8 protein-coding genes are annotated in these 13,487 nt (G+C 33.5%); all 8 read left to right on the top strand.

Going from position 1 to position 13,487, the window contains the following annotated elements; all coding sequences use genetic code 11:
- Positions 1–180 precede the first annotated feature (180 nt).
- The 8 genes from sbnA to T335_RS0113080 all read left to right on the top strand — a co-directional run bounded on the left by sbnA (position 181) and on the right by T335_RS0113080 (position 13,475).
- Positions 181–1,155 carry a 2,3-diaminopropionate biosynthesis protein SbnA gene (gene sbnA / locus T335_RS0113115; RefSeq protein ID WP_026477959.1) on the top strand — a complete coding sequence of 325 codons (975 nt, stop codon included), beginning with the start codon at positions 181–183 and terminating at the stop codon, positions 1,153–1,155.
- A gap of 1 nt (position 1,156) precedes the next feature.
- Positions 1,157–2,131, top strand: a complete 975-nt coding sequence (locus T335_RS0113110) for an ornithine cyclodeaminase (RefSeq protein ID WP_026477958.1) — start codon at positions 1,157–1,159, stop codon at positions 2,129–2,131.
- Positions 2,132–2,236: 105 nt separating this feature from the next.
- Positions 2,237–2,842 (top strand): GNAT family N-acetyltransferase, encoded by a 606-nt coding sequence (locus T335_RS20725; RefSeq protein ID WP_051569310.1) that lies wholly within the window; start codon positions 2,237–2,239, stop codon positions 2,840–2,842.
- 186 nt (positions 2,843–3,028) lie between these two features.
- The gene (locus T335_RS0113100) at positions 3,029–3,715 is read left to right on the top strand and encodes a deoxynucleoside kinase (protein WP_051569309.1); all 687 of its coding nucleotides are present in this window, start codon (positions 3,029–3,031) and stop codon (positions 3,713–3,715) included.
- Positions 3,715–4,410 carry a deoxynucleoside kinase gene (locus T335_RS0113095; RefSeq protein ID WP_084281323.1) on the top strand — a complete coding sequence of 232 codons (696 nt, stop codon included), beginning with the start codon at positions 3,715–3,717 and terminating at the stop codon, positions 4,408–4,410. The genes T335_RS0113100 and T335_RS0113095 overlap by 1 nt, the downstream gene beginning before the upstream one ends.
- A gap of 185 nt (positions 4,411–4,595) precedes the next feature.
- Positions 4,596–5,300 (top strand): thioesterase II family protein, encoded by a 705-nt coding sequence (locus T335_RS0113090; protein ID WP_242837304.1) that lies wholly within the window; start codon positions 4,596–4,598, stop codon positions 5,298–5,300.
- A 243-nt stretch (positions 5,301–5,543) separates the two neighbouring features.
- Entirely contained in the window at positions 5,544–12,017 is a 6,474-nt protein-coding gene (locus T335_RS0113085; RefSeq protein ID WP_051569308.1) for a non-ribosomal peptide synthetase, read from the top strand.
- Positions 12,018–12,149: 132 nt separating this feature from the next.
- Positions 12,150–13,475 (top strand): MFS transporter, encoded by a 1,326-nt coding sequence (locus T335_RS0113080; protein ID WP_026477953.1) that lies wholly within the window; start codon positions 12,150–12,152, stop codon positions 13,473–13,475.
- Positions 13,476–13,487 lie beyond the last annotated feature (12 nt).

Raw genomic sequence — 13,487 nt, 5'->3', positions numbered from 1 at the left:
ATAAGAAGAGTTAATAGTACCAAGATGGGTAATATGACCTAGAGTATTAGAAAAAATAAAAAAATTCTAAAGAACATACCTAAAAAAAGGATTTACATCATTTAAGTCGAAGATGTAGATATGTAAATATTTAATAAATTTGCAAAATTTAAAATTTTAAATATAGAAAGGAGGGAGTAGATGGTTTACGAGCATGTACTAAATATGGTTGGAAACACCCCAATAATTAAATTGTATCTTAAAGATGCTCAAAATGTTTCGTTATATGTAAAATTAGAGTATTTTAATCCTACTGGTAGTGTGAAAGATAGAGCTGCAAGATATGTTATTGATAGGCTTTTAGAAGAAAAAATGATAGATAAAAACACAACAATAATTGAGTCATCATCTGGAAATTTCGGAATAGCACTATCTAACTACTGTAGAAGTAAAGAATTAAAATTTATTTGTGTAATAGATCCACTAATTTCTTATACAAATGAAACAATTATAAGGAAAATGAGCACAGAAGTTGTCAAGGTAGTAGAGCCAGATATAAATGGTGGATATTTGTTAAATCGAATTAAAAAAATCAATAAACTTTTAGAAGAGATACCAAATTCATATTGGATAAATCAGTATGGAAATAAATACAATGCAGAGGCATATAACAAAACATTAGCGTTTGAAATGTGCAATGAAGTAACCAATATAGACTATGTATTTATCGGCGTTAGCTCTGGAGGAACAATAACAGGGGTTTCCTCAAAGGTAAAAAAAGTATACCCAAATGCTAAGATAATAGCTGTTGACATTGTTGGATCAGTTGTTTTTGGAGGTAAACCACAAAAAAGATTCATTCCAGGCATTGGTTCCAGTAAAGTGCCAGAAATATTAGAGTTTGCTCAAATTGATGACGTAGTTTTTGTAAGGGAGTATGATGTCATCCTTAGTTGTAATGAACTGCTAAAGACCTATAATATTTTCGCAGGTGGGTCCTCTGGTGCTGTTTTTACAGCAATTAAACAATACTTTAAAACTCAAAATATTGATAAGCAAGTTAATGTAGTAACACTGTTTGCAGATCGAGGAGATCGATATAGTGAAACAGTCTATAATGAAGAGTGGTGCATGGAACATTTTTGTGCACCTGATCAATTAAGGAGAGTGGAGTAAAATGTTATATCTTAATGAATCAGACATAAATAATTTAGGTATTACTTGGAATGAACTTGTTACAGTAATTGAAAAATCAGTAGCCTGTATGGCAGTTAATGACTTTGCCCAGCCAATTAAGCCTTATCTTAGATATAGAGACTTAAAGAACCGTATTATTGCAATGCCAGCATTTATAGGTGGAGAAATTGAAATGTCTGGAATTAAGTGGATCGCTAGTTTTCCAGATAATATTAAAAATAACTTACCAAGGGCCCATAGTGTTGTTATACTAAACAACGCAAGTACTGGTGAACCACTATCCATCATAAATACTGCCTTATTGAGTATTTTACGAACTTCTGCTGTAAGTGGTGCTTTAATCAAGGCCTATGATAATACAAGGACATTAAAGGGTATTAAAATTGGAATTGTAGGCTGGGGGCCTATTGGACAATATCATTTCAAAATGGTTAACGACTTGTTAGGGGACAAAATTGAAAAGGTATATATTTATGACATAAAACCTTTAGGAGAAAACGTCATAGATAGTAGTTTAAAAGATAAGATCGAAATTGTAGATTCATGGGAGAAAACATATATAGATGCTGATATTTTTATGACCTGTACTGTATCAAAAGAACCTTATATAGATCTTCCCCCAAAGAAGGGATCTTTACAGCTGAATGTTTCTTTAAGGGACTATAAGACCGATATACTAGATTATGTGAAAAATGCCCTTATTGTAGATGATTGGGATGAAGTTTGTAGAGAGAAGACAGACATAGAGCATATGCATATAGAGAAGGGGTTAAAGCAAGAGGATTCAAAATCCATTATTGACGTTGTTTGTAACGATTTTTTAACTACTTTAAAAGAAGAAGATGTTATTATGTTTAATCCAATGGGTATGGCAACCTTTGATATAGCGCTAGGTGGTTTTTTCTATAATAAAGCTAAGGAAATGAACATAGGAAAAGCCCTAGAGACTTTGTAAGCTAAGGGGGGATATAGTGATAGATTGTTCCTAAATATGGTATAGGGTAGAGTTTGAGCTGATGAAAAGTAATTGTTCTATTATTTATTTTGGAGGATAGCTAAAATGAATGAAAATTGTTTCGATAAAATAGAGGTATTAGAAACAGAAAGACTGATATTAAGACCTATAACTGAATTGGATGCAAAGTATATCTTTAACATTTTCAGTGATCCAGAGGTAGCTAAGTTTGACTGGTTTTATCCTATTGAGGATACTGAAATAGCACTAAAAATGATTAGAAACTATCATACCTCATTTACATCTAAAGAAGAGATTACTTGGGGCATTCAACCTAAAGGAAGCGATGAATTAATAGGTATTTGCTGCCTTGGTGATTTCGAGGTGAGATCAAGGAGAGCAGTAATCGGTTATGATCTAGCCAAAAAGGAATGGAATAAGGGATATGCTACAGAAGCAGTGAAAGTCTTAGTTGATTATGGTATTAATCGAATGGAATTAAATCGAATAGAAGCTTTTATTACTCCAGGTAACGATGCATCAGTAAGAGTATTAGAAAAACTAAATTTTACTAGAGAAGGGTTAGTAAGAGAACGAGATTTAATTAAAGGGCAACTTGTGGATGGGATTGTAATGGCTATATTAAAAAAAGACCTCCTTAGAGAAGAGAAAACTGATAATAAAAGAAAGCTTAGTAAAGAACTTCTCTAGGACTTAAAAACTAAATCAACCAATTATCTAAGAATAAGATAAAAGTAAGAAATTAAAAGTAAATTGAAGATAGAAGTCGACTTATGGCAATTTTAGAACTATATTACTTCCTATTCAATTTGTTTTCTACCATATAAAGGAGTATTATATTCTTTGCATACAAAATATAGTATGGAGGGAATTTAAATGTCTGATGCAATTCGTAGCATAACAAATAAGCTATTTATTTCTGTTGAAGGACCCATCGGTGTAGGAAAAACTACCTTGACAAAGATCCTATCAAAACAACTTAATGCCTTCTCGTTAAAGGAAATTGTAGAAGAGAACCCATATTTAAAGAACTTCTATGAAAATATAGAAGAATATGCTTTTCAAACAGAAATGTTTTTTCTATGTAATAGAATCAAACAATTAGAAGATGTTCAAACAAAGAAACTAGATCAAGGAGTATCTGTTGTTGCAGACTATAATATTATCAAAAATCTTGTATTTGCGGGTTTAACTTTAAATTTAAATCATTTTCAAAAATATAAGCAGGTTTATTCAATATTAGTTGAAAACCTAGTGCAACCTGATATTATTATTTATCTTCATGGGGATGTAGATTTCTTAATGAAACGAATTGAGATGAGAGACAGACCTTTTGAAAGAAATATGGATAGACATTACATAGAAAAATTAAGTAATGAATACCAACATTATTTTGATCCCTGTTCACTAAAACATTACTTTACTAATAAAATTCCAAAGGTGATTTCCATCAATGTAAATAATAGAGATTTTGTGAATAATCAAGAGGATGTAAACTATGTCCTTCACGAGATCAAGAAAGTTACAGAAAATGATTTAGGCTTATTGAGGGAGGTTAAGTAATGTTAACAAAATTGATTGTACATGATGAGTACACACCTAAGGAAAGAAAACCTGGGGATGGATATTTTATTACTATATCAGGAAACGTTGGAGCTGGTAAATCTACCTTTACAGAAATCATTGGTACTGCATTAGACTTTAATACAAGCTATGAAAAGGTAATTGGGAATCCATACTTAGAAGATTTTTATGCTGATCAAGAAAGATGGAGTTTCCATCTGCAGTTATATTTCTTAAGCCAAAGGTTTCAAGATCAAAAGCGAATTGGTGAAATAAACCAGAACCATATACAAGATCGAAGCATTTATGAAGATGTTGAGATTTTTGCAAAATCATTACATGATAATAAAAAAATGACAGATCGGGACTATGATACTTATTCAGAACTATTCTATTGCATGATGACCCCTTACTTAATTAAGCCAGATTTAATGATTTTCCTTGATGGAAGTATAGATACAATTTTAAATCGAATTGACAAAAGAGGTAGGGAAATGGAGAAGAAAATCTCCAAACAATATTGGATAGATCTCCATAATCGATATAAGAACTGGATTAAGGATTATAAACAATCTCCAGTATTAGTTGTAGATATCGACCAAGTTGACTTGTTAGAGAAGCCCCAACAAATAGAAATATTGACAAAGGAAATCAAAAATATCTTATATAATCATAAACAGGCAATTGTAGGTTAATAGAATTAGTTGTAAAAGAGATCAGCCACTAGACAGTTTCTAGTGGTTTTATTATTTCTATGCACATCGGAAAATTCATAAAAGTAAAAAAATAAAAGAAAATTTGAAGGGAAAGAGATGTTAAATGTGGAATATCATAAAATAAATGCATATAACAGTTACTAATTTATGTAGGAGGTTTTAACATGAGTAAATTGAAGCTATTTTGTTTTCCCTATGCTGGCGGTTCCTCAGCTATTTATGCCAAATGGAAAAAACACTTTAATGATTCGATAGAATTATGTCCTGTAGAATTAGCCGGTAGAGGAAAACGCTATAACGATAAATTTTATGATGATATTAATGAAGTAGTAGAAGATGTTTTTAAATTAATAAAAGAAGATATAGAAAAGGGAGAGTATAGCCTTTATGGCCATAGTTATGGAAGTTTAATTTCTTATGAATTAGCCCACAAAATTAATGAATTACAATTAAGAAAACCTAAACACATTTTCTATTCAGGTAACGGCTCACCCCATCTAAAGGAGTCAAAGATGTATCATACCCTACCAGATGAGGAATTCCTTAAAAAAATAATCGAGTTGGGGGGAACACCTGAAGAATTAATTAAGGAAAAAGAACTATTAGAGTTATTTCTTCCCCTCTTAAGGGCTGACTTTAAAGTGAATGAAACCTACCAATATAAAGAGAGGGAAAGTAAACTTGACTGTGATTTTACTGTGATTAATGGGAAGGAAGATCAACTAACTCTTAATCAAATTACTGGGTGGAGTAGTCATACAACTGGCAAGTGCAGGTTCTATATGATGGATGGAGGGCACTTCTTCATTAATGAAAAAATGGAGGACGTTATAACGATTATTAAACATACTTTAGATAGTGGGCAGTAGTTATTATTATCCCAAAACTTTTTTAAAAACGAATCTCAAGGCGGATTATTAATTTGAAATGATATTTTGATAATTAGTAAGGAACAATAAAATTAATGGGAATAAAATATACAATATTCAAACTATTATGAAAAAAAGTGTAGCTAAAGACAGGAAATAACTATATTGTGTTGAATAAGTTAGATATATAAATTTACATATAATAGGGTAAGGTGTGTAACCTTTTAGAGGGGATGGGGGTATATGGAGAAAATGAGTTTATATCAAAATTACAAGAATTTAATTCAGTTACTAGAAATGAACATGCACCAAGACCGAGGGATAACATTTTTTTTCAATAGTGAAGACCATTTTATGTCTTATCATAATCTGTATGAAGAAGGAAAAAAACTACTTTGGCACTTGCAAAATAAGGGGCTAAAAGCAGGTAACGAATTGATTTTTCAATTGGAGGATGAAAAGGAGTTTGTTTTAACCTTTTGGGCTTGTATTATGGGGGGGATTATTCCAGTCCCAATTACAATTGGTAATAGAGAAGCCCATCGTGAAAAACTTCTGGAAATTTGGAAAGTGTTGAAGAATCCCTATATGGTCACCAATAATGTTACTTTTGAAAAATTAGAAAAGTATACTTTTGATAAATTAAGAAAAGAAGTTTTAGAAGAAGAAATTCTATCTAAAACCCTTATTGTCGATGGGATGATGGAGGGGAATCAGGAAGGAACCCTACATTCTTCTAATCCTGATGATATCGCCTTTATTCAGTTTTCATCTGGCTCAACAGGTACACCTAAGGGGGTTGTCTTAACCCACCGAAACCTATTGGTTAATATAGCAGATATCATTACTGCTTCAGGGGCTACTCAGCAGGACTCAACCCTAAGTTGGATGCCTTTAACCCACGATATGGGGTTAATAGGATTTCATCTATGTCCCTTAGCAATAGGGATAAATCAATATATTATGCCTACCACAACCTTCATCACAAGTCCATTGAAATGGATGGAAAAGACCTCTGCTTATAAAGCCAGCCTCTTAGCATCGCCTAACTTTGGTTATAAGCACTTTTTGTCCTTCCTAAGAAATAAAACCTTTGATCACTGGGACCTATCTTGTGTACGGTTAATTTTAAACGGAGCAGAGCCAATATCGGCAGAACTAAGTGATCTTTTTTATGAAACCATGGCAAAATGGAAATTAAGAAAAGAAGCAGCTTTTCCAGTTTATGGTCTTGCAGAAGCAAGTCTTGCTGTATCCTTTCCAAAGGTGGGAGAGCCTTTTAGAAAAATCAGACTAGATCGAAATAAAATTCTAGTGGGAGAAAAAGTTGTAGAAATTAAAGGTGAAGACCAGTTGGATATTAGCTTTGTTGATCTTGGCTATCCTGTGGAAAACTGCGCTATTAGAATTTGTAATGAGAAAAATCTCGAATTACAAGAGGGCTTCATTGGTCATGTCTATATTAAAGGGGACAATGTAACCACTGGCTATTATAACAATCAAGAGGCTACAGAAAGGGCTATAACCCAAGATGGTTGGTTAAATACAGGAGACTTAGGGTTTATGCAAGAGGGGCGGCTTGTAATTACTGGTAGAGCCAAGGATATTATCTTTGTTAATGGTCAGAATTATTATCCCCATGACCTAGAAAGGGTAGTTGGAGAAATAGAAGGGGCAGAGCTTGGTCGGGTTGTGACCTGTGGTTGCTTTAATAAGGAACTTCAAAAAGAAGAAATAGTGATGTTTGTTTTGTTTAAGAAAAAAGTAGCAGACTTCATTGATTTAGCCCTCTGCCTAAAAAAACAGGTAAATCTAACCACGGGACTGGATGTGGCATATGTTTTACCAGTAAAGACCATCCCTAAAACCACAAGTGGGAAGATACAACGTTTTAAACTTGTGGAAGACTATGAAAAGGGAGTATTTAAAAAAACAATTACAGAAATGGACCAACTAATTAAAGAAGTCATGAATCAGAGGGAAATAGATGTTCCAACAACCCAGTTAGAAGAACAGTTGGCAAACATTTGGGCAGAGGTATTAGGGATCGAAAAAATAGGAATAAACGATAGCTTTTTCGAACTTGGGGGAGATTCTATCAAAGCAACCTATATTGCCTCTAAGGTCTATAAAGAGTTGGGCTTCGAAGTACCTTTAAAGGATATTTTTGAAACGCCCACCATCAAAGCCTTGGCTGAGATTGCTTCAACAGTTGAGAAAGGGGAATATAGCTCTATTCCTAAAGTGGATATGGCGGAACATTACCCTTTATCCTTCCCGCAAAAAAGAATGTACATCTTAAATAATATGGATGAATCTACAACTTATAACATTACCCAGGCCATTTATATTGAAGGAGATTTTTCTAAGGAAAGATTAGAAGAGACATATCAAAAACTGGTAGAAAGACATGAAACTTTAAGAACGACATTTGAATTTGTGGAGGGGGAAGTCGTACAAAAAGTAAATCCTCCAAGGAAAATTAAGGTTAATTATAAAGAATGCAAAGAAGAGGAGATTAAAGAATTATTAGAATCTCTTAGCCGACCTTTTGATTTAAAAATGGGTCCTCTTTTTAGAGTACATTTAATCAAAACTGATGAAAGGAAGTATTACCTGCTTTTGGAAGCTCATCATATCATTTTTGATGGAACTTCTATGGGAATTTTGCTCAAAGAGTTGATTGAACTGTATAAAGGTAAAACTCTGGAAAAACCAAGTTTACAATATAAAGATTATGTATACTGGCAGCTAGCTCAAACCATTAAACAAGAGGATCAAGAAATCTTTTGGCTAGAAAAGTTCAAAGGGGAACTACCTGTATTAGATTTACCTGCTGACTATGCAAGACCTGTCCTTCAAAACTTCGAGGGGGCAGAGGTAATTATTGAAATTGATGAAAACATAACCTCTAAGCTATATGCCTTTGCCCGTCGAGAAGGGGTAAGTCTGCAGATGGTTCTGTTGGCCGCCTACTATGTTCTACTGGCTAAATATAGTGGTCAAGAGGATATTGTTGTGGGAATCCCTACAGCAGGAAGGATGCATCCAGATCTAGAGAGTATTTTGGGTATGTTTGTTAACACCCTAGCTTTAAGGGATTATCCAAAGGGAGAGTTGAACTTTAACGAGTTTTTAAGACAGTTAAAGCATGGCATTTTGAATGCCTATAAAAACCAAGATTATCCATTAGAAAACCTATTAACTAAATTAGGTGTCAAAAGGGACATGAGCAGAAATCCTTTATTTGATACCATGTTTGTTATGCAGAATATGCTGATTCCCACCATTGACGAAGAAGATTTTAAAATGAAACCCTATCATCTTGAGGGAAAAAACGCTAAATTTGATTTGACTCTTTTCTGTCTGGAAGAAGAGGGAAAAATTAAATCTACTTTTGAATTTTCTTCAAAGCTGTTTAATAGAAATACAATCGAAAAGATGGCACATCATTATATTAACATCATTAATAGTATTATAGATTTCCCCCGTAAGAAGATATCTGATATTGAAATAATGTCTGTTGCAGAAAAAGACGATCTGTTGGAACACTGCAATGACACTAAAGCCACATACCCAAAGGAGAGTACCTTAAGTCAGTTATTTGAACTACAGGTGGAAAAAACACCTAAAAAGATTGCCATAGTTCACGAAAATGAAAAAATTACCTACAGCGAATTAAACCGTAGAGCAAATCAATTGGCAAGGCATTTGATTAAGAAGGGAGTAGCTGCTGATGGCACTGTTGCCATCTTAGTAGATCGTTCTATTCCACTGGTGACTTCCATCATGGCAGTCCTAAAGGCTGGTGGGGCTTATATTCCTATAGACCCTGAATATCCGAAAGAGCGGATTGAATACATTCTAAAGGATAGCGGTGCTAAAATTTTACTTAAGGGAAGAAAAGAGCTGCCAGAAATTCAATTTGATGGTCTAATAATGGATATAGAAAAGGAAGAGCAGTATACAGGGAATGAAGAAAACCTTGAGATAACCTATAATGCCAATAATTTGGCCTATATTATATATACCTCGGGAAGTACTGGTAAGCCAAAGGGGGTAATGGTGGAAAATAGGGGAGTTGTAAATTATATTAGCTGGGCAGCTAAGTCCTACCTAAAGGGCGAAGACTTAGATTTCCCCCTATATACAACCATATCTTTTGACCTAACGGTGACCTCCATCTTTACCCCTCTATTAACAGGCAATTGTATTATCGTCTACGGGGAAGATGATAAGGAGCTATTGATCAACAAAATAGTAAAGGACAATCGTGTCGGTGTGGTAAAGCTAACTCCTTCCCATTTAAAGTTAATTAAAGATCAAGATAACAGTCAGTCGAAGATAAAAAGATTTATAGTAGGTGGAGAGCAGCTAGAAACCTCCCTTGCTGAAGAAGCCTATAGAAGCTTTAATGGAAATATAGAAATCTATAACGAATATGGTCCAACGGAGGCTTCGGTAGGTTGTATGATCCATCAATACAACCCAGAAAGAGATCGTCATCAAGTGATACCAATTGGGATACCTGCCGATAATGTTCAAATATTTATACTAGACAAATACTTAAAGCCAGTACCTATTGGCGTTGTTGGAGAGATTTATATTGCAGGTGATGGTCTAGCTCGAGGTTATGTTAATAAGCAGGAAACGACAGAAGAAAAATTTGTAACTAATCCTTTTAAAGATAATGAAAAAATGTATCGAACTGGGGACCTTGCGAAACGTTTATTCGATGGTAATATCGAATACATCGGTAGAATTGACCATCAAATAAAGATTAGGGGCTATCGTATCGAAATAGAAGAAATTGAAAGTCAACTACTTAAACATAAAGAGATCCATGAAGCAATAGTTATTCCATTAGAGGATGAATTTGGTGATAAAAATCTTTGTGGATATATTGTAGGCGGAAGGGAATTTACAGCATCTGAACTAAGAGACTATCTATTAAAGAAATTACCTAGTTATATGGTACCTACATATTTTCTTCAGCTGGAGAAAATCCCATTAAATATAAATGGGAAAGTTGATCGAGATGCACTGCCTGGTCCGAAGGAAAGATTAACTGGTAAAAATGAGTATATAGCACCAAAAGATGAAAGACAAGCATTAATAGCTGATGTTTTTGCTCAAGTATTAGCTGTAGAAAAAGTAGGAATAAACGATAACTATTTTGTACTTGGAGGAGACTCTATTAAGGCCCTTCAAATTGTTTCTAGGTTAAATCAATTTGGATTAGAGCTTAATGTAAAGGATATTTTAACCCATCAAACTATTTCTGCCCTATGTATAAATGTTGATATGGAGCCGAAAGTAAGAAAATATCAGCAGGGAACTATGGCGGGGGAAATTTCATTTTTCCCAATTCACAGCTGGTTTTTTAATCAAAATTTTGCTAATGCCAACTATTATAATCAATCAATACTTTTAAAACTTAGAAAAGCTATTAACATGAGAACCTTAGAAGAAGGCATTAATTATTTGATTAAACATCATGATGGTTTGCGACTAAACTATAGTCGTGAAAGGAATTCATTATTTTACAATAGTGAACACCTTAAGCATCCCTTTATAATAGAGCAGTATGATATTAGTAACTTAGAAGAACAAGAAAAGGAAGATTGCTTAAAAGAAATAGGTGAGCAGATGAAGGCATCCTTTAATTTAGAGAAAGACCTTTTAATAAAAGCTGCACTGATTAAGAATACACCAGCGGAAGACTACCTTATGGTCACTGCCCACCATATTGTTGTAGATGGTGTTTCCTGGAGAATCATTTTAGAGGATTTATATCATATCATTGGTACATTGATGAAAGATCAAGAACCTCAGTTACCTCATAAAACAGCTTCACTTATAGATTGGAGGGAAGCATTAGATGATTATGTTGCAGAGAATTTAGCGGAAAAGGGAACTACCTATTGGGAGGAACTTGAAACAGAAACATTTAAACTCCCAATGGATTTCACTACAGAGGATTGGTCAACTGCTAACAGTGCTATCGTAACAATTAATTTAACAAAGGAAGAAACTCAACAACTTATAAAGGAGGCAAATCGTAGCTACAATACTCAAGGGCAAGAATTACTTCTAGTGGCATTGACAAGGGCAATGACAAATTGGACCTGTGGAACTAGTGTCACGCTAGAACTTGAAGATCATGGAAGGAGACTTGAAGCCGTTGATGTGTCAAGAACAATAGGATGGTTTACTGCAATGTATCCAATTAAGCTTAATGTGTCAAAAGAAGATATTGGAGGACAAATTAAAGAGATTAAAGAACAACTCAGGTCTTTATCAGAAGACATGATAGAATTTGGTCTTTTAAAGTATATAAAAAATACATTAAAAGAATCAAATAACAGCATGTCGGAGGTTAGATTCAATTATTTAGGTAGGTTTGATAGTGAATTAGAGAATGACTTGTTTCAATATACTTTTGCAGATACTGGCGCTGAAACATCTCCATTAAATCAATTAACGACTAAACTAGATATTAATTCAATGATTGTTAATGGAAGTATGAGGGTGGAGATTACCTATAATCAAAATGCCCATAGAAGAGAGTCAATTGAATCTTTTGCAATAAGTTATGTTGAAGAGATTAGACAAGTACTTGAACATACCTTAGGAAAGGATGAAGTAGAGTTTACCCCTTCTGACTTTGATACGCTAGATATTGGACAGGATGATTTAGATAGTCTTTTCAGCTAATGTATCCTGATCATTTACATTTAATTACTTTTGAGTCGTTGAAATTAATTTATCGAGAGTTGAAAGAAGGTGGTGTTAATTTTTTATATGATGTATAGGTTATAGGCTATTAAAATTTTGGAGGTTGTGTATATGACATCACTATCAAATAAAGATAACACAAAGCAAATTAATTTTAATCTAAATTTAATACTACTTTCGTTAGGGAGATTGGTTTCTAACTTTGGATCATCAATTTTTAACTTTACATTGAGTCTTTATGTATTAGATTTAACCGGTTCAGCGGCAGCTTTCTCTACTGTGTTAGCCTTCGGATTTTTACCAGGAGTTTTCGTTAATGTATTTGCAGGTGTATTTGTAGACAAGCACGATAAGAAAAAAATAATCGTGTTTTGTGATTTATTTAGTGGTGGCGTTATTTTATTAATGGCGGCCCTATTTGGAGCTTTATCATCTAGTCTTATGTTCATTATTATATTTAATGCCGTTTTAGGGTTGTCAAATTCTTTCTTTACCTTAGCTGCAAATGCTGCAATACCTAATATTGTTAGTGAAGAAAGGGTGCCCCAAGCAAACTCAGCCCTCCAATCAGCGGGGGCAATCATTAATATTGTAGGGCCAATAACTGGCGCCCTAATGTATCAAAATTTAAATGTTGATACAATCTTTATCATTACTGCTATTTCATTTATCCTTTCAGGGATCTCTGAAATGTTTATTGTCTTTATTAAAAGCAATGTAGACAAAGGTGAGTTAGAAAATAAAAGCTATTTAAGCAATGTAATCACTGTTTTTCAATATCTAAATACACAAAAAATAATGAAGTTTCTTCTAATATTTGCAGTAATAATCAATTTTATTTATAATCCCTTAATGGTGGTTGCAGTAAGATTCGTTACTTTTACGGTCTTGGGGATTTCTAGCTTACAATTGTCTTTAATACAGGCTTCATCAGCTATAGGGATGATTGGTGGTGCAATTTTTGTTTCTATTCAAAAATCCAATAATAAGTTATTAAAGAGATTCTTTGTCCTATTATTATTCCAGTCAATTTTCATTATCATGTGGGTATTTCCTGTACTACCTGCCTTTAGTAATTTGTCTCATGGGGGGATTACTGGAATTTTCATGCTACTCTTATTTTTATATGGAGCCTTTAATACAATTCAAAATATACCAATGATCTCTCATTTTCAAACTAAAATTCCAGAAGAGTTAAGGGGAAGGGTATTTGGAGTATTCATGACAGCCCTAACGGCTACGACACCGTTGGGAATTTGGTTATTTGGTGTCCTGCTGGAGCTATTCTCTTGGCAAATTGTTATAGCAGCATCGGGGATCTCTATGATGCTATTATGTCTTTATGCTTCGCAAAATCAATTGTTTAAAAGTTTTATAAAAGAGTTAAATCAAGAAGAAATTATGATAGCTACTAAAGAAATTAAAGTAGGAGAATAGACTTAAATGGAT

Source organism: Alkaliphilus transvaalensis ATCC 700919, from assembly GCF_000621485.1.
GTDB lineage: Bacteria > Bacillota > Clostridia > Peptostreptococcales > Natronincolaceae > Alkaliphilus > Alkaliphilus transvaalensis.
This window is presented reverse-complemented; position numbering and strand designations above follow the sequence as displayed.

Excerpts from the sequence above, each read along its gene's own strand:
- T335_RS0113085 (WP_051569308.1), top strand. The coding sequence starts at position 5,544 with ATGGAGAAAATGAGTTTATATCAAAATTACAAGAATTTAATTCAGTTA.
- sbnA (WP_026477959.1), top strand. The coding sequence starts at position 181 with ATGGTTTACGAGCATGTACTAAATATGGTTGGAAACACCCCAATAATT.
- T335_RS20725 (WP_051569310.1), top strand. The coding sequence starts at position 2,237 with ATGAATGAAAATTGTTTCGATAAAATAGAGGTATTAGAAACAGAAAGA.
- T335_RS0113090 (WP_242837304.1), top strand. The coding sequence starts at position 4,596 with ATGAGTAAATTGAAGCTATTTTGTTTTCCCTATGCTGGCGGTTCCTCA.
- T335_RS0113095 (WP_084281323.1), top strand. The coding sequence starts at position 3,715 with ATGTTAACAAAATTGATTGTACATGATGAGTACACACCTAAGGAAAGA.
- T335_RS0113080 (WP_026477953.1), top strand. The coding sequence starts at position 12,150 with ATGACATCACTATCAAATAAAGATAACACAAAGCAAATTAATTTTAAT.
- T335_RS0113100 (WP_051569309.1), top strand. The coding sequence starts at position 3,029 with ATGTCTGATGCAATTCGTAGCATAACAAATAAGCTATTTATTTCTGTT.
- T335_RS0113110 (WP_026477958.1), top strand. The coding sequence starts at position 1,157 with ATGTTATATCTTAATGAATCAGACATAAATAATTTAGGTATTACTTGG.